Here is a 20,298-nt window from a genome sequence, read left to right as displayed (position 1 = left end):
AATGGTCGCGCACGATCTGTCGTTGCCGAAACTCGTGTCGATGCTGGGCGTGACGCGCCGGGTCGTCGCCGGCCTGATCGATGCGGGTTTCGTCACACCCGAACGCGGACCTCGCAATGAACTGCGCTTTTCATTTCAGGACGTGGTCCTGCTGCGCACGGCGCTGCGCCTTCGCGAAGCCGACGTCGCGCCGCGCAAGATCAGCCAGGCGCTGTCCCGATTGAAATCGGACTTGCCGGACGAGCTGCCGCTTTCGGGTCTGCGCGTCACAGCCGAGGGCGGCTCGGTCGTCGTGAAGACCGGACCATCGCAATGGGACGCCGTGACCGGCCAGTTATTGCTCGATTTCGAACTCGCCGAAGTGAAGGGCAACGTCGTGCTGCTCGATGCCGCGCCGGAACGCAAGAGCGCCGCCGCGCTCCAGGCGCGGGACTGGTACGACCTCGGCGGACAGCTCATGAAAACCGACGCGAAGGGCGCGGAGCGAGCCTACTGGCGCGCGATCGAACTATCGCCCGAGCCGTATTACGGAGCGTATGTCGATCTCGGCGCATTGCTGTGCGAAGACGAACGACGCTGCGACGATGCGCTGCTCGTCTTCGACACCGCGCTCGCACACTTCCCCGCCGACGCCGTGCTCCACTTCAATCGCGCCGTCGCGCTCGAAGGGCTCGGCCGCGTCGAGGAAGCGCTGCAAAGCTATCGGCGATGCCTGGAAGCCGACGCCGATTACGCCGACGCGCATCACAACCTCGCGATCCTGCTGGAAAAGCGCGGCGACCGGCAAGGTCTGATTCGTCATCTGAATGCCTATCGCAGGCTGAGCAGCTGACGCGATCGCATCACGCGCCATCGACGAGCAGGCTGCGCAGCGCATCGAGCGCCGCCGACGCATGCCCCTTGCGCCAGACGAGCAGCGTATCCACGCGCCCGAGTTCGCCCATCGGATGCAGATCGACTTCATCGTCGAGTCGCGCGAGTGCGAGCACCGAGCGCGGCGCCACCGCGACGCCCGCCCCCGCCGCCACGCACGCCACGATTGCGTGATACGAACCGAGTTCCAGCACCCGCGCCGGCCTGATCTTGCGCTGCTCGTACCAGCGCATCGCATACGAGCGGTATGCGCAGCCGCGCTCGAACGCCACCAGCGTCAGCCCCGTCGCTTCGCTCGCCATGGCCGCCGGATGCCGTCCGCGCGGCGTGACCAGCGCCAGTTCCTCCTCGAACACCGGTACGGATTCGAACTGCTCCGCCGGCAGCGCCTCGGGCTCGATCGGGCGCGCCATCACCGCCGCGTCGACTTCGAACGTGCGAACGCTGTCGATGAGCGCGCGCGTCACGCCCGTCGCCAGTTCGAGCGTCACCTCCGGCCAGCGCTGATGGTAGGTCGCCAGCACGCGCGGCAGGCGGCTCGCGGCGGTGCTTTCCATCGTCCCGAGCCGCAGACGCCCATGCGGACGATTCTCGCTGACCGCGTGACGCGCCTCCTCGGCCAGCGCGAGCAGACGTTCCGCGTACGGCAGCAGCGTCTCTCCGGCAGGCGTCAGCACGAGCCGGCGGCCGTCGCGAATAAAAAGGTCCGTGCCGAGCGTTTCTTCGAGCTGACGGATGCGCGTCGTCACGTTGGACTGCACGCGATTGAGTTTGAGCGCCGCCCGCGTCACGCCGTTTTCGCGCACGACGGCCCGGAAAATGGTCAACGCTGCGAGATCCATGATCTTCCCTGGAGATTGATGACATCCCGATTATTCATTTTTCAAGATGATTCGGTCAAGCTAGGATCGAGCTATTCCTGCATTCGAAGATCGACCCATGGCCTCGCCCGCCCACGCTTCGTCGTTGCCCGCTCATCCCGCGCGATACGCCGCGCTCGCGTGCGCCGTCGTGCTCGCGGTGGCGCTCGGCGTCGGGCGCTTCGCGTTCACGCCGCTGCTGCCGCTGATGCTGACGAGCGGCGCGCTCGATATCCGTCACGGCGGCTGGCTCGCGTCGGCCAATTACGCGGGCTATCTGATCGGCGCGCTGTCGTGCGCGGCGATCCGCATCGACCACGTGCGCATGGTGCGTCTCGCGCTCGCGTCGACCATCGTGCTGACGCTCGCGATGGGCCTCGTCCACGTCTTCTGGCTGTGGGCCGCGATACGCTTCGCGGCGGGCGTCGTCAGCGCGTGGGCGTTCGTGTTCGCGTCGCAATGGGGCCTGCGACGGCTCGCGGAACTCGACGCGCACGGCCTGGGCGGCGTGATCTACGCGGGGCCCGGCGTCGGCATCGTCGCGACCGGCCTGCTGGGTGCAGCAGCGGCGGCATTCGACGTGCCCGCGCCATCGGTGTGGATCGGGTTCGCGGTCTGCTCTGGCGTGGCGGGGGCGATCGTGTGGCAGGCGTTCGCGCATCCGACCTCGGCGATGCGTGGTCACGCGCGTGTCGCCGATCACACGCCGCCCGCGTCGACGCGCGCCGATTCGGTCGGCCTCGTCGGTTTCTACAGTCTCGCGGGATTCGGCTACATCATCACGGCGACCTTCCTGCCCGTGATCGCGCGACAGGCGTTGCCGGGCTCGCCGTGGCCCGACCTGTTCTGGCCGGCGTTCGGACTGGCGCTGATGGCGGGCGCGCTGATCGGCGCGCGGCTGCCGCTGTCGTGGGATAACCGCTTGCTGCTGGCCGCGTGCTATCTCATTCAGGCATTGGGGATAGGCCTCGGCATCGTGTTCCCGAGCGCGCTCGGCTTCGGCATCGGCAGCCTGTTGCTGGGCTTGCCCTTCACCGCCATCACCTTGTTCGCGATGCGCGAGGCGCGCCGTCTGCGCGGCGATGCCGCAGCCGGACTGATGGGCTACGCGACGGCCGCATACGGCCTCGGACAGATCGTCGGACCGCTGGTCGCGGCGCCGATCGCCGCGCATACGGGATCGTTCTCCATCGCGTTATGGATCGCGGTGGCGGCGCTGGGACTGGGCGCGGCCGGACTGGTCTGGCTCGGGAGGCGAAGCGCGCGCGCCTGACGCAGCAGGATCGTCCTAGCCGCGCTGGCGGCTGCATGACAAAGTAACGCGCATCCTCTGACGTGGAGCATGCCGTGTCCCTTCTCTACCGCCCTTTCACCGCAGACGATATCGCTGCCGCGCACGCGCTGTCGGTCGAGGTCAAATGGCCGCATCGCGCCGATGACTGGCGCTTCGTGCTCGATGCCGGCGCAGGCTTTATCGCGCAGGACGGCGAGCGCGTCGTCGGCACCGCGCTGTACTGGAATCATGGCGACGATGGCGGATCGCTCGGCATGGTGATCGTCGCGCCGGATTGCCAGGGCAAGGGCATCGGCCGCAAGCTGATGGAGCTGCTGCTCGAATCGCTCGGCAAGCGCATCACCGTGCTGCACGCAACGCCCGCCGGCGAGCCGCTCTACGCCAAGCTCGGCTTCGAGCGCATCGGCGCGATACATCAGCATCAATCCGCGGATGTCAACGTGCCGCGCATCGACTTGACGCAAGGCGAGCGCATTCGCGCGATGGAACCCGGCGATACCGAAACACTCGTCGCGCTCGCATCGCGCGCAAGCGGATTCGATCGAAGCACGCTGCTGCCCGCGCTTTTGAAAATCGCACGCGGCGTCGTGCTCGAACGCGATGGCCAAGCGCTCGGCTTCGCGCTCATCCGTGAGTTCGGGCGCGGTCTTGCCATCGGTCCGGTCGTATCGGTCACGGCCGATCAGGAGCACACGCGCCGCGCGCAGGCGCTCATCGCGCATTGGCTCGCGCAGCACGAAGGCCAGTTCACGCGCATCGATACCCCGCACGAAAGCGGTCTGTCGGACTGGCTCGAAAGCATCGGGCTCAAGCGCGTCGACACGGTCATCAGGATGGCTCGCAACGGCACGCCGCCGCGCGATGCATCCGTCGCGCAATTCGCGATCATCAATCAGGCGCTGGGTTGACGGCCATGACGATCCTCTACAAGGCCGATCCCGAACGCGGCAGGCAGTGGGCGCAGCTCTTCGCGCAGAAAGCGCCGGACGTGCCGTTCCGTTTATGGCCCGATATCGGCGATCCCGCCGCCGTGCGCTATCTCGCCGCATGGCAGCCGCCCGCCGATGTCATGCAGACCTTCCCCAATCTCGAAGTGATCTTTTCGGTCGGCGCGGGCATCGATCAGTTCGATCTGTCGGGCGTGCCGCCGCATGTCGCCGTGGTGCGGATGACGGAGCCTGGCATCGTCGAAGGCATGGTCGAGTATGTGACGCAGTCGGTGCTGACCATTCATCGCGACCTTTTTGACTACGCCGCGTTGCAACGCGAGCGCGTGTGGCGCGAGATGCCCGTGCGCGCCGCTGCGACGAGACGCGTCGGCGTGCTCGGGCTCGGCATGCTCGGCACGGCGGTGCTGAAAACGCTGCGTCTGTTCGGCTTCGATTGCGCGGGCTGGAGCCGTTCGCCGCACGAAATCGAAGGCGTCGAATGTCATGCGGGCGCCGAATCGCTCGATGCGTTTCTCGCGCGCACCGATATCCTCGTGTGCCTTCTGCCGCTCACGGATGCGACGCGCGGTCTCATCGACAAGCGCGTGTTCGATACGCTGCCGCGAGGCGCGTCGTTCATCAACGTGGGGCGCGGACCGCACGTGATCCAGCAGGATCTGCTCGATGCGCTCGACAGCGGCCAGCTTCATGCCGCCATTCTCGACGTCACCGATCCCGAGCCTTTGCCGGTCGAGCATCCGTTCTGGACGCATCCGCGCGTGCGTCTGACGCCGCATATCGCGAGCGCGACGCGCCCTGAAACGGCAGTCGACCGCGTGCTGGACAACCTGCGCCGCCATCGCGCGGGCGAGCGGATGACCGGCGAAATCGACCGCACGCGCGGCTATTGAACCGTCGCACGGCGCGCGCAGCACAAAATGCTGCGCGCGCCGTGCAAAACGCCGCGAATTTGCTTTTTGGCGATTTTTTTGGCGATGCGCGCGATACAGCTCTGCCGATAGTATGAAACGGTCAAGAGCCATTCCGCCCCTATCGCGAAGAGAGAGCCGCATCATGCCGATTCAATCGCTTGTCGAGTCCGACCGTAAGCACCTGATTCATCCCGTCGTCAGCTATCGCGCGCATGAGGCGCGCGGCGTCACCGTGCTCGATTCCGCCGATGGCGTGTTCCTGCGCGATATCGATGGCAAGCAGCTGCTCGATGCCTTTTCCGGCCTGTGGTGCGTGAACACGGGTTATGGTCACGCGAGTATCGTCGAGGCCGCCGCGAAGCAGATGACGAAGCTGCCCTACGCGACCGGCTATTTCCACTTCGGCTCCGAGCCCGCGATCGAACTCGCCGCGAAGCTCGTCGAACGCGCGCCCGCCTCGCTGCAACACGTGTACTTCACGCTCGGCGGCTCGGATGCGGTCGATTCCGCGCTGCGCTTCATCACGCACTACTACAACGCGACGGGCCGTCCGTCGAAGAAGCATTTCATCGCGCTGCAACGCGGTTATCACGGCTCGTCGTCGATCGGCGCGGGACTCACCGCGCTGCCCGCGTTTCATCGCAACTTCGATCTGCCGCTGCCGACCCAGCATCACATTCCGTCGCCGTATGCCTACCGCAACGACTACGCCGACGACGCCGCGCTCATCGCGGCTTCGGTGCAGGCGCTCGAAGCGAAGGTCGCGGAACTCGGCGCGGATCATGTGGCCGCGTTCTTCTGCGAGCCGATCCAGGGCTCGGGCGGCGTGATCGTGCCGCCCGTCGGCTGGTTGAAGGCGATGCGTGAAGCGTGCCGCAAGCTCGATATCCTCTTCGTCGCCGATGAAGTCATCACCGGCTTCGGCCGCACCGGCCCGCTCTTCGCGTGCGAGGGCGAAGGCGTCGAGCCGGATCTGATGACGGTCGCGAAGGGCCTGACCGCCGGCTATGCGCCGATGGGCGCGGTCCTCATGTCCGATGCCGTGTATCAGGGCATCGCGGATGGCGGCGATGCATCCGCCGTCATCGGTCACGGTCATACGTACTCGGCGCATCCGGTCAGCGCGGCCATCGGTCTGGAAGTGATGCGGCTCTATCACGAAGGCGGCCTGCTCGCGAACGGCCAGGCGCTGGCGCCGCGCTTCGCGCAAGGGCTCGATGCGCTGCTCGCGCATCCGCTCGTCGGCGATTCGCGTCATCGCGGCCTGCTCGGCGCGCTCGAACTCGTCGCCGATAAAGACAGCAAGCGCGGCTTCGATGCTTCGTTGAAACTGCCCGATCGCATCGCCGCAGCGGCCTATGGCAACGGCCTCGTGTTCCGCGCGTTCGGCGACAACATTCTCGGTTTCGCGCCGGCGCTCTGCTATACCGAAGCGGACTTCGACATGCTGTTCGAGCGCCTCACCAAAACGCTCGACGACGTGCTTGCGCAAAGCGAAGTGCGCGCCGCATTGACGGGCGCGTCCGGATGTAGTTCTCGCGCAGCCGCGTGATAACATCGACCGACCGCCGACATGCGAGACCGAACCCGTCACGATGAGCAACGACAGCAAGCTGGACCGAATCGATCTGCGTATCCTCTCGCAATTGCAGAAGCGCGGGCGCATCACGAACGTGGAGCTTGCAGATGCGGTCGGTCTGTCACCCAGCCCTTGCCTGATTCGCGTGAAGCGGCTGGAGAAGGCGGGTTATATCGTGGGTTATGGTGCGCAGATTCAACTGGAAAAGCTCGGCGACGTGCAGGTCGTCTTCACGGAAGTCACGCTCGCGGATCATCGCCGCGAGGACTTCATCAACTTCGTGAATGCGGTAAAGGATGTCGACGAGATTGTGGAGTGTCATCTGGCGAGCGGCGGCTACGACTACCTGCTCAAGTTCGTCACGCGCAGCGTGAGCCATTATCAAAGCATCATCGAGGGACTGCTGGAGCGCGGTATCGGCATCGAGAAGTACTTCAGCTATGTCATCATCAAGACGTCGTTCGTCAAGACGCATTACCCGCTCGAAACGCTCTTCTCGCAGAGCCATCACTGAGGCACGCGCCTCGACCATTTTCATTTGAACGCACGCGCGGGCTTTTTGCACGCGCGTGCTTTTTATCGTCGATCAACTTCACGCGGAGTAGCACATGTCCAGCAAATATCGTATTGCCGTGATTCCGGGCGACGGCATCGGCAAGGAAGTGATGCCCGAAGCAGTGCGCGCGCTCGATGCGGTGAGCAAGCGCTTCAATATCGAACTGGAGTACCGGCATATCGAGTGGGCGAGTTGCGATTACTACGCGCAGCACGGCCAGATGATGCCCGATGACTGGAAGGCGCAACTGCAGGACAGCGACGCCATTCTGTTCGGCGCGGTCGGCTGGCCGGACACGGTGCCGGATCACATCTCGCTGTGGGGCTCGTTGCTCAAGTTCCGCCGTGAGTTCGATCAATACATCAACCTGCGTCCGGCGCGCCTGTTCGATGGCGTGCCCTCGCCGCTCGCGAATCGCAAGGCGGGCGATATCGACTTCATGATCGTGCGCGAGAACACCGAGGGCGAGTATTCGTCGGTCGGCGGCACGATGTTCGAAGGCACGGACCGCGAGTTCGTATCGCAAACGTCGATCTTCACGAGGAAGGGCGCGGAACGCGTCTTGAAGTTCGCGTTCGAGCTCGCGCAAAAGCGTGAGAAGAAACTGACGGTCGCGACCAAGAGCAACGGCATTTCGATCAGCATGCCGTGGTGGGATTCGCGCGCCGCCGAAATCGCGCAGCAGTATCCCGACATCAAGTGGGACAAGCAGCACATCGACATTCTGTGCGCGCGCTTCGTGCTCAGTCCGGACCGCTTCGACGTGGTCGTCGCGACGAATCTCTTCGGCGACATTCTTTCGGATCTCGGTCCGGCATGCACGGGCACGATCGGCGTTGCGCCTTCGGCCAACATGAATCCGGAACGCAACTTCCCGTCGCTGTTCGAGCCGGTGCATGGTTCCGCGCCGGATATCGCGGGCAAGGGCATCGCCAATCCGGTCGCGATGATCTGGTCCGCCGCGATGATGCTCGATTTCCTCGGCGAACGCGCCGCGCACGATGCGATCCTTTCCGCCATCGAAACCGTGCTGAAGCAAGGGCCGCATACCGGCGATCTCGGCGGCCGCGCGAACACGACGGAAGTCGGCACGGCCATTGCGCGCCTGCTCGCCTGATCCTTGTGGAGACCATCTGACATGACGCAACGCTACGAGTTGAGCGATCTGATTCGCGCCGACAATTTCATCGACGGCAAATGGGTGCCCGCCGCGAGCGGCAAGCGCTTCGCCGTCACCGATCCGGCGACGGGCGACTTCATCGCGCAGGTCGCCGACAGCGGCCCCGCCGATGCCCGCGCCGCCACCGATGCCGCCGCGCGCGCGTTCCCCGCCTGGCGCGATGCCTTGCCGAAGGACCGCGCGGCCGTGCTGCATCGCTGGCATGCGCTGATCGTCGAGAACGCGGATACGCTCGGGCGTCTCATCTCGCTCGAGCAAGGCAAGCCGTTCGCGGAAGGACGCGGTGAAGTGATGTACGGCGCATCGTATGTCGCATGGTTCGCCGATGAAGCCACGCGCATCTATGGCGACATCATTCCGCAGCAGCAGCGCGGCAAGCGCATGAGCGCGGTGAAGGAACCGGTGGGCGTCGTCGCGGCGATCACGCCGTGGAATTTTCCGCTCGCGATGATCGCGCGCAAGATCGCGCCCGCGCTCGCGGCGGGCTGCACGGTCGTCGGCAAGCCAGCCGAGGACACGCCGCTCACCGCGCTCGCGCTGGTGCTGCTCGCGCATGAAGCGGGCGTGCCGGCGGGCGCGTTGAATCTCATCAGCGCTTCGCGCGAGAACGCGCAGGAAGCGGTCGCCGACTGGCTCGAAGATGGCCGGGTGCGCAAGATAACGTTCACGGGCTCGACGCCGGTGGGCAAGTATCTCGCGCGCGAATCGGCGGGCACGCTGAAGAAGCTGTCGCTGGAACTCGGCGGCAATGCGCCTTTCATCGTGTTCGACGACGCCGATCTCGATGCCGCCGTCACGGGCCTCATGGCATCGAAGTTCCGCAATGGCGGGCAGACTTGCGTATGCCCGAATCGCGTGTATGTGCAGTCATCTGTCTATGAGAAGTTCGCCGATCTTCTGGCAAAGCGTGTCGCGGCATTGAAGGTCGCGCCCGCCACCGATGCCGACGCGCAGATCGGCCCGATGATCAACGCGCGCGCGGTGGAGAAGATCGAACGTCACGTGAACGATGCGCTCGAACATGGCGCGCGCGCGCTCACGGGCGGCAAGCGTCTGACCGCGCTTGGTCCGAACTACTACGCGCCGACCGTGCTCGCCGATGCCACGCCCGACATGCAACTGAGCTGCGAGGAAACCTTCGGCCCGGTCGTGCCGCTGTTCCGTTTCGACGACGAAGCCGAGGCGATCCGCGCCGCCAACGACACGCCGTTCGGCCTTGCCGCGTATTTCTACAGCCAGAACCTGAAGCGCATCGATCGCGTGTCGCGTCTGCTCGAATCGGGACTCGTCGGCATCAACGAAGGCGCGATTTCGAGCGAGGCGGCGCCGTTCGGCGGCGTGAAGGAATCGGGCTATGGACGCGAAGGCTCGAAGTACGGTCTCGACGATTACCTCTCGATCAAATACCTCTGTCAGGGCGGACTCGAATGAACGCGTATCCGATCGAGATCACGTTTCCCGATATCGGCGCGCATGCGGCGGGCAATGCGGGCGTGCCTTATGTGCATACCTTCGATTCGGGCATTCATGGTCCGCATGTGATGATCAACGCGCTCACGCACGGCAACGAGGTGTGCGGCGCGATCGTCGTCGATGCATTGCTGCGCGCCCAATTGAAACCGCGGCGCGGCAAGCTCACGCTCGCATTCGCCAACGTCGATGCCTACGCGCGCTTCGATGCCGACAAGCCCGACGCATCGCGCTTCGTCGATCAGGACTTCAATCGCGTGTGGACCGCGCAGACGCTCGACGACGCCTCACGTGATTCGAGCGAACTGCGCCGCGCCCGCGCGATGCGGCCTGTCGTCGATACGGTGGATCTGCTGCTCGATCTTCATTCGATGCATGAGAAGAGCAAGCCGCTGATCGTCGCGGGACCGCTGAACAAGGGCATCGAACTGTCGGCGAAGCTCTGCACGCCTGCGACCATCATCTGCGACGAAGGCCATCCCGAAGGCCGGCGCATGCGCGATTACGAAGGCTTCGGCGATGCGGGAAGCCCGAAGAACGCGTTGCTGATCGAATGCGGACAACATTGGGAAGCGAATGCGGTCACGGTTGCGCGCGATGTGACGGCGCGGTTTCTCGTGCTGTCCGGCGTGGTCGACGAGGAAGACTTGCCCGTGGGCTGGATTCAGCCATCGCCGCCGGAAATGCTCGTCGTGCGCGTGACGGAACCCGTCGTCGCAAAGAGCATAGACTTCCGTTTCGCCGGCGATTACACCGGTCTCGAAGTGTTTTCTGACGCGGGCAGTGTGATCGGCTGGCTGGATGGCGAGCCTGTCAAAACGACATATGACGATTGCATGCTGGTGATGCCGTCGTTGCGGCAGTTGCGGCCGGGGGTGACGGTCGTGAGGCTCGGCAAGATCGAGAGACGCATTCAATCCACCTAAAGGCAGAAACATGAAAGTTCAGCAGATCAAGCAGAGCATAGCAATCGAGGGACTGGAAGACTGGGGCACGGCGGGACTTCCCGGCACGCAGGAAATCAGGGTAAGCGGCGTTCAGAAAGTAATCCCGGGCAGCGAGGCGATCGATACCGGCGTATTCGAATGCACACCCGGCACGTACCGCCGTTCGGTGAAACAGGCCGAGGTGATGCATTTTCTCGCGGGCCGCGGCAGCTTCACCCCCGATGGCGAAGACACAGTTCATTTCACGGGCGGCGACACGCTCTTCTTCGAAGCGAACACCGAAGGCACATGGGAAGTCGATGAAACCATGCGCAAGGTTTACGTGATCTTCTAACCGGATGTGACCATCGCCCAGACATAACATCAGGTCATGGTCACTCCAACAATTCCGGCGTTGCCCTCGCGTATTTGACTCAATATATTTTTAGTCATCTGCAATACGTCCGCTGCATCAACCTTGTCGAGGAATACGCCGTGATGAAGATTGCAAGGTTCCGCTGTCCGCACTTCCCCATTCGCCCGCTCGCCATGACCTTGCTGCTGTCCATCGCGGGCGCGGCGCCGGCGTTCGCCGCGGGCAAGATCACGTTCGTATCGCAGGGCGGCGCGTATCAGGAAGCGCAGACCAAGGCGATTCTCGATCCCGCCGCGAAAGAACTCGGCATCACGATCACGCAGGACAGCATTCCGGACGCGTGGCCGCAAATCAAGGCGCAAGGGGCCACCGGCAAGCCGATCTGGGATGTCGTCGATACGCCGACCTCGAACTGTCTGCGCGGCGGGCGCGAAGGCCTGCTGGAGAAGCTCGATTTCTCGAAGATCCCGAACGCGGCAGCCATTCCCGAGAAATACCGCACGCCGTATTCGGTGGCCTACGAGTTCTATTCGACCGTCATCGGCTATAACAAGAAAACGCTCAAGAAGGTGCCGCAAAGCTGGAAGGACTTCTGGGATGTGAAGAATTTCCCCGGCACGCGCGCGCTGCGCAACGACCCGATGACCGTGCTCGAAGCCGCGCTGCTCGCGGATGGCGTGCCGCGCGACAAGCTCTATCCGCTCGATGTGGATCGCGCCTTCAAGAAGCTCGAAGAGATCAAGCCGAACGTCACGGTGTGGTGGACATCGGGTGGCCAGTCCGCGCAATTGCTGCACGACGGCGAAGTCGACATGACGATGATCTGGAACGGCCGCGCGAGCGCCGTGATGAAGGATGACCCCAACATCGCCTTCACGTTCAACGATGGCATTCTGCAGAACACGCAGCTTTGCATCCTGAAGAACGCGCCGAATCTGAACGACGCCGTGCGCTTTCTGAACGCCGCCGTGTCGCCGGAATTGCAGGCGAATCTGCCGCTTTATATCGACTATGGTCCGGGCAATCCGGCCGCCTTCAAGACCGGCAAGATCACCGACAAGCGCGCGGCCGAACTGCCGAGCGCGCCTGCAAACGCAGCGAAGCAGGCGCTCTTGTCGGAGGAATGGTGGGCCACCGAGCCCGGCATTCAGGCCAAGGCGCGCTGGCTCAAGTTCATGCAGTGACGCGGTTCACGCGTTGCCATACGTGTTCGACTATCTGATTCTGGGCGGCGGCTCGGCCGGCTGCGTGCTGGCCGCACGCCTTTCCGAAGATGCGCGCGCGAACGTATGTCTCGTCGAAGCGGGCCGCGATATCTCCGCGCGCACGATGCCCGACGCCATTCGCAGCCGCTATCCGGGCCGCGCCTATCTCGACACGCGCAACATCTGGCAGCAGTTGAAAGCGCGCATGAGCATGAGCGGCGCGCTGCGACGCTATGAACAGGCGCGGCTTCTGGGTGGCGGCTCCGCGATCAACGCGCTGATGGCCAATCGCGGCTCGCCCGCCGACTACGACGAGTGGGAAACGCTCGGCGCCGATGGCTGGAACTGGCGAACGTGTCTGCCCTGGTTTCGCAAGCTCGAAACGGATTGCGATTTCAGCGGCCCGTTGCACGGCGGCGATGGACCGCTGCGCATTCAACGCCCGACGTGGCCGCGCATTTCGCCGTTCGTGCGCGCGGTGCTCGACTCGCTCGCCGAGCATGGTCACGCGCTGCACGAAGACCAGAACGGCCCGTGGGAAGACGGTACGTTCATCGGTTCGATTGGCGTGAGCGCGAACGGGGAACGCATCCCCACGTCGGTGTGTTATCTCGACGATACCGCACGCGCACGCAGCAATCTGACCATACGCACCGATGAAGTCGTCGAGCGCATCCTGTTCGATGGCAAGCGTGCGATCGGCGCGCGCATCGTTCGCGCCGACGGCACGCGTGAAGAGCTGAAGGCGCGGCGCGTGATCGTGTCGGCCGGTGCGATACACAGCCCCGCGTTGCTGATGCGAAGCGGCATCGGACCGGCCGATGAACTCGCCGCGCTCGGCATCGACGTGCTTGCGGATCGCCCGGGCGTCGGGCGCAATCTGATGGAACATCCGTCGATCGCCGTCTCCGCGTTCCTGCCGCGCGCCGCGCGCACGCCGTTTCCGGACGAGCATCACGAGCAGGCGATCGTGCGCTTCTCTTCAGGCATGCCGGATACCGTTCAAGGCGACATGCACGGCGCGATTCTGTCGCGTTCGGGCTGGCATTCCGTGGGTTATAGGCTGGGCACGATCTTCTTCTGGGTCAACAAGTCGTACTCGCGCGGACGCGTGACGCTGGCGTCGGCGAGTGCGTTCGATGAACCTGATGTCGATTTCGCGATGCTCTCCGATTCGCGCGATCTCGAACGTCTCAAGCTCGCGTTGCGATTCGGCGCTGCCGTCCTGGCGTCGCCTTCGATGACTGCGCATCGCGATGTGATCTTTCCATCGAGCTATTCGCCGCGCGTGGCGGCGGTGGCTATGCCGGGGACATGGAACGCGGTGCAGCGTGGCGCGTTGAGCGCATTGCTCGATATCGCCGGACCGCTGCGCGGCGCGTTGATCAAGGGCGTCGTGACGCAAGGAGTGGGCATCGAAGAACTGCTCGGCGACGATAGCGCGATGACCGCGTTCGTCGCGCGCAGTGTCGGAGGCACGTGGCATCCGTCGGGGACGTGCCGGATGAGTTCAGCGGCCGATCCGCTGGCCGTGACCGATTCGCATGGTGCGGTGTACGGTGTCGAAGGCCTGCATGTGTGCGATGCGTCGCTGATGCCTTCGATTCCGTGCGCCAATACGAATGTGCCGACGATCATGATCGCGGAACGGGTGGCGGATGTGCTACGCGGCGCGGCGCGTGACCAACATGAAACGGCCGCGCGCGCTGTGAACTACTCCCCGTAACCCACGATCCCCTTCACCTCGAGAAACGCCTCCAACCCCCACTCGCCATATTCCCGCCCGTTCCCCGATTGCTTATACCCGCCAAACGGCGACCCCGCATCCCAGGCCGGATAATTGACGTACACGCTACCCGCGCGCATTCTCATCGCTACGCGCCGCGCACGCGCCTGGTCCTTCGACTGCACATACGCCGCCAGACCATACGGCGTATCATTGGCGATGGCGATCGCCTCTTCCTCGTCGCGATACGGCATGATCGCGAGCACCGGCCCGAAGACTTCCTCCCGCGCGATCGTCATCGACGGATTCACATTCGCAAACACGGTCGGCTTCACGTAATACCCGCGTTCGAGTCCATCGGGACGTCCGGGTCCGCCCGTCACCAGTGAAGCGCCCTCTTCGATGCCGACATCGATCAGGCGTTGCACGCGCCCGAACTGCACATCGCTGACGACGGGGCCCATCGTCGTGGCAGGATCGTCGGCCGGCCCGACACGATGTTTCTGCGCCGCGCGCAAGGCGATCGCCACGGCTTCATCGTGCCGCGATGCGGGCACGAGCATGCGCGTGGGCGCATTGCACGATTGCCCGCTGTTGCTGAAGCACGAGTTCACGCCCGCAGCCACGGCGGCGTCGAAATCGGCATCGTCGAGCAGGATGTTCGCCGACTTGCCGCCCAGTTCCTGATGCACGCGCTTCACCGTCGGCGCGGCCAGCTTCGCGATCTCGATGCCCGCACGCGTCGATCCGGTGAACGACACCATGTCGATATCCGGATGCGCGCTCAACGCGGCGCCGACCGTCGGTCCGTCGCCATTGACGAGATTGAACACGCCTTTGGGCACGCCGGCCGCGTCGATGATTTCGGCGAACAGGATCGCGTTCATCGGCGACACTTCGCTCGGTTTGAGCACCACCGTGCAACCCGCCGCGATGGCCGGCGCGACCTTGCACACGATCTGATTGATCGGCCAGTTCCACGGCGTGATGAGCGCGGCCACGCCCACGGGTTCGTGATTGACGAGCGTCGTGCCCTTCCTGCGCTGCCACTGAAAGCGCTCGACGGTGCGCAGCGTTTCCTCGATATGCCGCTTGCCGAGCGCGGCCTGCCACGCATGCGCAAGCTTGGTCGGCGCGCCGATCTCGCGCGAGATGACGTCGGCCATCTCGTCATAGCGCGCGATGTACGCGTCGAGCAGGCGCTGCAACAACACGACGCGCTCTTCCACACTCGTCTGCGAAAACGATACGAACGCGCGCCGCGCCGCCGCCACCGCGCGATCGACATCGTGCGCATCGCCGAGCGCGACTTCGCCGATCGTTTCTTCCGTCGACGGATCGATGACAGGCAAACGCGCGCTGCCCGAAGGTTCGACCCATTCGCCATCGATATAGAACTGCTGGAGATGTCGCATATTTTTTGAGTGGTGGAAGGGTCAGGCTCGCGCCACAGCCGTCGATCGCCGGCTCACGACGACGATCATCACGAGGCACAACGTCAGCGCCGTCAACATCGTACTGATGGCGGCAATGGTCGGATCGATTTCATCGCGCAGCGTGACGAACATGCGGCGCGTGAGCGTCTGGTTATTACCGCCGGAAATGAACAGCGCGACGACGGTTTCATCGAGCGCCTGAATGAACACGAACACCGCGCCGGAAATCACGCTCGCCTTGATCTGCGGCAACGTCACCGCCATGAAGGCGCGAAAGCGGTTCATGCCGAGACTGCGCGCGACCATCTCCTGCGTGCGATCGAACGTGCGCAAGTCCGCGCCCACCGAGATCAGCACGTAAGGCAGGCCGAGCATCGTATCCGCGATGATCAGTCCACCCAGCGTGTTCACATAACCCGCTTGCGTGAAGACGAAGAATACGCCCACCGCGACGATGATGATAGGCACCATCAACGGCAGCATCAGCAACGGGCGCAGATAGCGCAGCGACCAGTGCGATCCGTACTGAATGCCGTAAGCCGCCGCGACACCGAGCGGCGTCGCGATCAGCGCCGCGCATGTGGAGGCCGCGAAGGTGGTCTTGGCGGCATCGATCCATGCGGGGTTATCGAAGAACGCGTGATACCAGCGCAGCGAATAAGCCGGCGGCGGGAACGTCAGGAAGCGCGCATCGGAGAAGGAAAGCGGCACGACGATCACGACCGGAATCATCAGGAACGCGAGAATCAGAATCACCGTTGCCCCCAGCGTCACACGTCCAAGCGATATCGAGTTCATTTCGCCCCCAATGTCTTTTCGAGCGGAATCACGCGGCTCACGCCGTAGAAGATCGCGAACACGCAGATGAGCAGCACCACGCTCACCGAGCTCGCCGCGCCCCAGCTGTTGTAGATCTCGACGTTGCGGCTCACGATCATCGACACCATCATCGACTTGCCGCCGCCCATCAGTTCCGGCGTGATGTAGAAGCCGAGGCACAGCACGAACACGAGCGTCACGCCCGCAAGCACGCCGCTCATCGACAGCGGAAGAAACACGCGCAGGAACACATGCAGCGGCGAACCACCGAGGCTCGCGCCCGCCTGCGAAAGATTCGGCGGAATCTTCTGCATCGCGGAATACAGCGGCAGCACCATGAACGGCAGAAGGATATGCACCATCGCGATGATGGTGCCGAACTGGTTATACGAAAGCTGTAAGGGCCGATCGATCAGACCCATGCCGAGCAGCGCCTTGTTGATGAGCCCCGTGCGTTGCAACAGCACGAGCCATGCATAGGTACGCACGAGCACGCTGGTCCAGAACGGCAGGATCACCATGCCGAGCACGAGCGCGCTCCATCGCGGCGAGATCGACGCCGCGAAATACGCGACCGGATAACCGAGCAGCAGCGTAATGGCCGTCACGATGAAGCTGAGCTTGAAGGTCAGCAGGAACGTGTCGAGATATGCGCCCGTGAAGACGCGCCGATAGTTCACGAGCGAGAACACGCCGTCGTGATAAAGCGACTGCCACGAAAGCCACGCGAGCGGCACGACGAGCAACACGATCACCACCAGCAACGCGGGCGCCATCAACATCAGCATTGTGCGGTCTTCGCGGCGCTGATGGCGCACCGAGGGGTCGATCGTGGCGGCATGCATCACAGCGGTGTCCTGGAGAATCCGTTTGGCTGTCGTCATCATGCACCTACGGCGTCGAGAAACTGATACCACGCGGCGACGAGCCTCACGCCCGGCGCGCGCAGCGCATGAAACGGCACCGGCCGCAAACCGTCTTGCGCCAGCAGCGCAAGCTCAGGTCGTTCGCCGAGCGCGAGCGCCGCCGCGTGCTGACCGATGAGACTCGCCATTGCGATGCCCGCGCCGTTGTAGCCGAGACAGAACGTGGTGGCGTCGTCGCTGCGGCCGACATGCGGCAGCGCGTTGAACGTCATGCCGACATAACCCGACCAGCGATAGTCCACCGCCACATCCTTCAATTGCGGAAAGAGCGCGACCATCGCGCGTTGCAGCGCATCGAAGCCGGTCGGCTCGCCTTCCTTGCCGAATGCATCGCGGCCGCCGAAGAGCATGCGGCCATCGACCTTCCGGAACCACTTCATCATGCGGCGCGTTTCCGTATAGCTGCGGCGTTGCACCATGAGTTGCGCATCGAGTTCGGGCGAGAGCGGCGCCGTTGCGATCATCGCGCTTCTGAACGGCACGAGTTCACGATGATACGAAGCCGTGGCATCGGTCAGATTCGAGTACGCGTTGGTCGCGACGATCACCTGTCTCGCGCGCACCGTGCCGCCCGGCGCGCGCAAATGCACGCGGCCGTCCTGCGCGCGCGACATGTCGATCACCGGTGTCGCTTCGTAGATCGGCACGCCGCGCGCGGTCAGGCCCGCCGCGATGCCGCGCACGTATTCGAGCGGCAGAATCGTGCCCGCATCCGCGCTCAGCACGCCGCCGACGAAGCCTGTCGAGCCCGTTTCATGCTGCACTTGCGCACGCGATTGCACGCTCATCGATGCATCGCCGAGCATCGTGCGCACCCAGTCCGCTTCGGCACGGATCGATGCGAGCGCGCGCTCCGTATGCGCGCAACGCAAGCTGCCCGTATGTTCAAAGCGAGCGCGCGTTAGCCTGAATTCGTCGATGAGCGCCTCGACCGTGCGCACGCCGTCATGCGCGAGCCGATGCATGCGCTTCGCGACATCGACGCCATGCGCGCCCGCGATGGCCGGAAACGACAGCCGGAACTTCGACGACACCACGCCGCCATTGCGCCCGCTCGCGCCCCAGCCGACCGGATTCGCGTCGAGCACCACGCATTCGACGCCGCGCTTTTGCAGCGCATAGGCGGCGCTCAAACCCGAATAGCCCGCGCCGATGATCGCCACTTCCACGTCGATGTCGCGTGCGAGCGGCGCGCCCGTGCTGACCGGCGCGTCCATCGCGGGCACGCGCGCGGCCATCGCCCGCCATAGCGATTCGGGTTGCGGGCGCGATGCTGTGGTCGGGGCGCGCATTGTCAGGCAGCGGCGCGCACTTCGGCGTCCACGGCATCCGCGAGCGCGGCAAGCGTCGCGAACTTCCAGGTCGGCGTGGTGACGGCTTCGGGCACGGGCGTCGCACCGAAGCCCTTCATGCCCTGACGCCGCTCGATCCAGCACGTCGCATAACCGAGCTTCGTCGCGATGCCGATGTCGTGATACTGGCTCTGCGCCGTATGCAGAATCTCTTCGAACTTGTAGCCGAATGCAGCCTGACGTCCGCGGTTATAGGCGAAGAACTGCGGATCGGGCTTCGCGACGCCGGTTTCATCGCAGCACACGGTATCGTCGAACGGATTGCCGAGCGTATGCGCGTAAGCCGACAACGCCACGCGATCCGCATTGGTCATCGCCACCAGACGGAAGTGCTTGCGCAGACGCTTCAACGCAGCGACGGAGTCCTCGAACGCTGGCCATTCGAGCACATCGCGCTGAAACGCTGCGGCGGATTGCGCGTCGTCGGGCAGGCCGAGTTGCTTCGCGAGATGCAGATAGACATTCGCCATCTCATGGCTCGATCGGCCCGGATGCTTCGCACGTCCGTCCATATACGGCTCGAAGATCTGATCATCGGTCAGGTCCTTTGCCTTCGGCCCGCCCAGCCGGCGCACGGAATCCAGCACGCCCTTTTCGAAGTTGATCAGCGTGCCGACGACATCGAACGTCAGAACCTTGAAATCAGTGAGATTCATTGCTTCATCCTCTACGGGTTGCGGTGAAAAAGCTTCAGGCCGACACGACGATCGTGTCCTGCGGATCGAGCGCGACGGTCATCAAGGCGCCCGGCGCGGGAATGCGCTTGCGCGCCTCGTGGCTGCCGGGTTGCCGAAGACTGATCGCGGTGCCGTCGGCGAGCGCGGCGAATACGCGCAGGCTCTCGCCTTGATAGAGCACTTCCGTCACGCGGCATGACAGGCGGTTCACATGCGCGTGACCCGCATCGCCGTCGATGACGAGCTTTTCCGTCTGCACGGCGAGCAACAGCTTTTCGCCGCGTGGCAAAGGATGCGCGGTGCGCAGAACCGTGTCGCCGAGGCGCACGGCATCGTCGCCGGCGCGCGTGACGTCGAGCATCGTCGCTTCGCCGATGAAGCTCGCGACGAACGCATCGCAGGGACGGTCGTACAGGCGCTCGGGCGTATCGATCTGCACGAGCCGGCCATCCTTCAGGACAGCGACGCGATCGCTCATCGTGAGCGCCTCGCGCTGATCGTGCGTCACGTTGACGATGGTCGCGCCGAGCTGACGATGCAGTCTGCGCAATTCGATCTGCATGGTCTCGCGCAACTGCTTGTCGAGTGCGGAGAGCGGTTCGTCCATCAGAATGAGTTGCGGTTGAAACACGATTGCGCGCGCGAGCGCGACGCGTTGTTTCTGTCCGCCGGAAAGCTGATGAATGCCGCGGTCTTCATAACCTTTTAGCTCGACCATCGCGAGCGCATCGGCGACGCGTTTCGCCCAGGTCGATTTCGGCTCGCGGCGCGCGCGCAATGAGAACGAGACGTTCTCACCCACGCTCATGTGCGGAAAGAGCGCGTAGTTCTGAAACACGATGCCGATCTCGCGCTTGTGTGGCGGCGCAAATGTAATGTCACGCTCGCCGACCCACACGCTGCCCGAAGACGGCTGCACGAAACCGCCGAGGATGCCGAGCAGCGTCGTCTTGCCCGAACCCGACGGCCCGAGCAGCGAGACGAACTCGCCCGGCGCGATGTCGAGCGATACATCGTCCAGCGCCGTCACCGCGCCGTAGCGCTTGGTCGCGGACCTGATCGACACTCCCGTTTTTGCGCGTGCGTCCATGTCGTTCGTCTCGTCGAAAAGAGCAGTGGTTGGGAAAATACTATGTCGCGATGTTTTTGACGGCAATTCCAAAATTGTTGGATCAGGCATAA

The 20,298-nt window shown here is 64.1% G+C and carries 19 protein-coding genes; 12 read left to right on the top strand and 7 right to left on the bottom strand.

Annotated features, from left to right (window positions below):
* Position 1 precedes the first annotated feature (1 nt).
* Positions 2-832 (top strand): tetratricopeptide repeat protein, encoded by an 831-nt coding sequence (locus BTHE68_RS28365; RefSeq protein ID WP_162069617.1) that lies wholly within the window; start codon positions 2-4, stop codon positions 830-832.
* 10 nt (positions 833-842) lie between these two features.
* Here BTHE68_RS28365 and BTHE68_RS28360 read toward each other — a convergent pair whose 3' ends face one another.
* Positions 843-1,715, bottom strand: coding sequence for a LysR substrate-binding domain-containing protein (locus BTHE68_RS28360; protein WP_162069616.1), 873 nt, complete (start codon positions 1,713-1,715; stop codon positions 843-845).
* A gap of 97 nt (positions 1,716-1,812) precedes the next feature.
* Between BTHE68_RS28360 and BTHE68_RS28355 the strand changes: the two genes are divergently transcribed.
* From BTHE68_RS28355 to BTHE68_RS28305, 11 genes are all read left to right on the top strand, one after another.
* Complete coding sequence (locus tag BTHE68_RS28355; RefSeq protein ID WP_162069615.1) at positions 1,813-3,006, top strand: YbfB/YjiJ family MFS transporter; 1,194 nt, start codon at positions 1,813-1,815, stop codon at positions 3,004-3,006.
* 74 nt (positions 3,007-3,080) lie between these two features.
* Positions 3,081-3,935 carry a GNAT family N-acetyltransferase gene (locus BTHE68_RS28350; RefSeq protein WP_232078119.1) on the top strand — a complete coding sequence of 285 codons (855 nt, stop codon included), beginning with the start codon at positions 3,081-3,083 and terminating at the stop codon, positions 3,933-3,935.
* 5 nt (positions 3,936-3,940) lie between these two features.
* Positions 3,941-4,867, top strand: coding sequence for a 2-hydroxyacid dehydrogenase (locus BTHE68_RS28345; protein WP_162069613.1), 927 nt, complete (start codon positions 3,941-3,943; stop codon positions 4,865-4,867).
* 163 nt (positions 4,868-5,030) lie between these two features.
* Positions 5,031-6,440, top strand: a complete 1,410-nt coding sequence (locus BTHE68_RS28340; protein WP_162069612.1) for an aspartate aminotransferase family protein — start codon at positions 5,031-5,033, stop codon at positions 6,438-6,440.
* Between the two features lie 43 nt (positions 6,441-6,483).
* Positions 6,484-6,981 (top strand): Lrp/AsnC family transcriptional regulator, encoded by a 498-nt coding sequence (locus BTHE68_RS28335; protein ID WP_061177940.1) that lies wholly within the window; start codon positions 6,484-6,486, stop codon positions 6,979-6,981.
* A 94-nt stretch (positions 6,982-7,075) separates the two neighbouring features.
* Positions 7,076-8,140, top strand: coding sequence for a tartrate dehydrogenase (locus tag BTHE68_RS28330; RefSeq protein WP_162069611.1), 1,065 nt, complete (start codon positions 7,076-7,078; stop codon positions 8,138-8,140).
* Positions 8,141-8,161: 21 nt separating this feature from the next.
* Entirely contained in the window at positions 8,162-9,634 is a 1,473-nt protein-coding gene (locus tag BTHE68_RS28325) for an NAD-dependent succinate-semialdehyde dehydrogenase (RefSeq protein ID WP_162069610.1), read from the top strand.
* Positions 9,631-10,599 (top strand): M14 family metallopeptidase, encoded by a 969-nt coding sequence (locus tag BTHE68_RS28320; RefSeq protein WP_162069609.1) that lies wholly within the window; start codon positions 9,631-9,633, stop codon positions 10,597-10,599. Before BTHE68_RS28325 ends, BTHE68_RS28320 begins: the two co-directional genes overlap by 4 nt.
* A gap of 10 nt (positions 10,600-10,609) precedes the next feature.
* Positions 10,610-10,954 carry a cupin domain-containing protein gene (locus tag BTHE68_RS28315; protein ID WP_162069608.1) on the top strand — a complete coding sequence of 115 codons (345 nt, stop codon included), beginning with the start codon at positions 10,610-10,612 and terminating at the stop codon, positions 10,952-10,954.
* Between the two features lie 143 nt (positions 10,955-11,097).
* Positions 11,098-12,159 (top strand): ABC transporter substrate-binding protein, encoded by a 1,062-nt coding sequence (locus tag BTHE68_RS28310; RefSeq protein ID WP_162069607.1) that lies wholly within the window; start codon positions 11,098-11,100, stop codon positions 12,157-12,159.
* A 22-nt stretch (positions 12,160-12,181) separates the two neighbouring features.
* Positions 12,182-13,906: a GMC family oxidoreductase gene (locus tag BTHE68_RS28305; protein ID WP_162069606.1), complete on the top strand. Its 1,725-nt coding sequence runs from the start codon at positions 12,182-12,184 to the stop codon at positions 13,904-13,906.
* Here BTHE68_RS28305 and BTHE68_RS28300 read toward each other — a convergent pair.
* The 6 genes from BTHE68_RS28300 to BTHE68_RS28275 are packed head-to-tail and all read right to left on the bottom strand — an operon-like array spanning position 13,894 to position 20,206.
* Positions 13,894-15,321 carry an aldehyde dehydrogenase family protein gene (locus BTHE68_RS28300; protein WP_162069605.1) on the bottom strand — a complete coding sequence of 476 codons (1,428 nt, stop codon included), beginning with the start codon at positions 15,319-15,321 and terminating at the stop codon, positions 13,894-13,896. The genes BTHE68_RS28305 and BTHE68_RS28300 overlap by 13 nt on opposite strands.
* 21 nt (positions 15,322-15,342) lie before the next feature.
* The gene (locus BTHE68_RS28295) at positions 15,343-16,140 is read right to left on the bottom strand and encodes an ABC transporter permease (RefSeq protein ID WP_162069604.1); all 798 of its coding nucleotides are present in this window, start codon (positions 16,138-16,140) and stop codon (positions 15,343-15,345) included.
* On the bottom strand, positions 16,137-17,048 hold the full coding sequence (locus BTHE68_RS28290) for an ABC transporter permease (protein ID WP_162069603.1): 912 nt from the start codon (positions 17,046-17,048) through the stop codon (positions 16,137-16,139). The genes BTHE68_RS28295 and BTHE68_RS28290 overlap by 4 nt, the downstream gene beginning before the upstream one ends.
* Entirely contained in the window at positions 17,045-18,379 is a 1,335-nt protein-coding gene (locus tag BTHE68_RS28285) for an NAD(P)/FAD-dependent oxidoreductase (RefSeq protein WP_162069602.1), read from the bottom strand. The genes BTHE68_RS28290 and BTHE68_RS28285 overlap by 4 nt, the downstream gene beginning before the upstream one ends.
* Before the next feature lie 2 nt (positions 18,380-18,381).
* Positions 18,382-19,095 carry an HAD-IA family hydrolase gene (locus BTHE68_RS28280; protein WP_162069601.1) on the bottom strand — a complete coding sequence of 238 codons (714 nt, stop codon included), beginning with the start codon at positions 19,093-19,095 and terminating at the stop codon, positions 18,382-18,384.
* A 34-nt stretch (positions 19,096-19,129) separates the two neighbouring features.
* Positions 19,130-20,206, bottom strand: a complete 1,077-nt coding sequence (locus BTHE68_RS28275) for an ABC transporter ATP-binding protein (protein WP_162069600.1) — start codon at positions 20,204-20,206, stop codon at positions 19,130-19,132.
* Positions 20,207-20,298: the final 92 nt, after the last annotated feature.

Source organism: Burkholderia sp. THE68 (assembly GCF_009938265.1).
Lineage (GTDB): Bacteria > Pseudomonadota > Gammaproteobacteria > Burkholderiales > Burkholderiaceae > Caballeronia.
The sequence above is the reverse complement of the archived record's forward strand: the minus strand, read 5'-3'. Positions and strand labels throughout refer to the sequence as shown.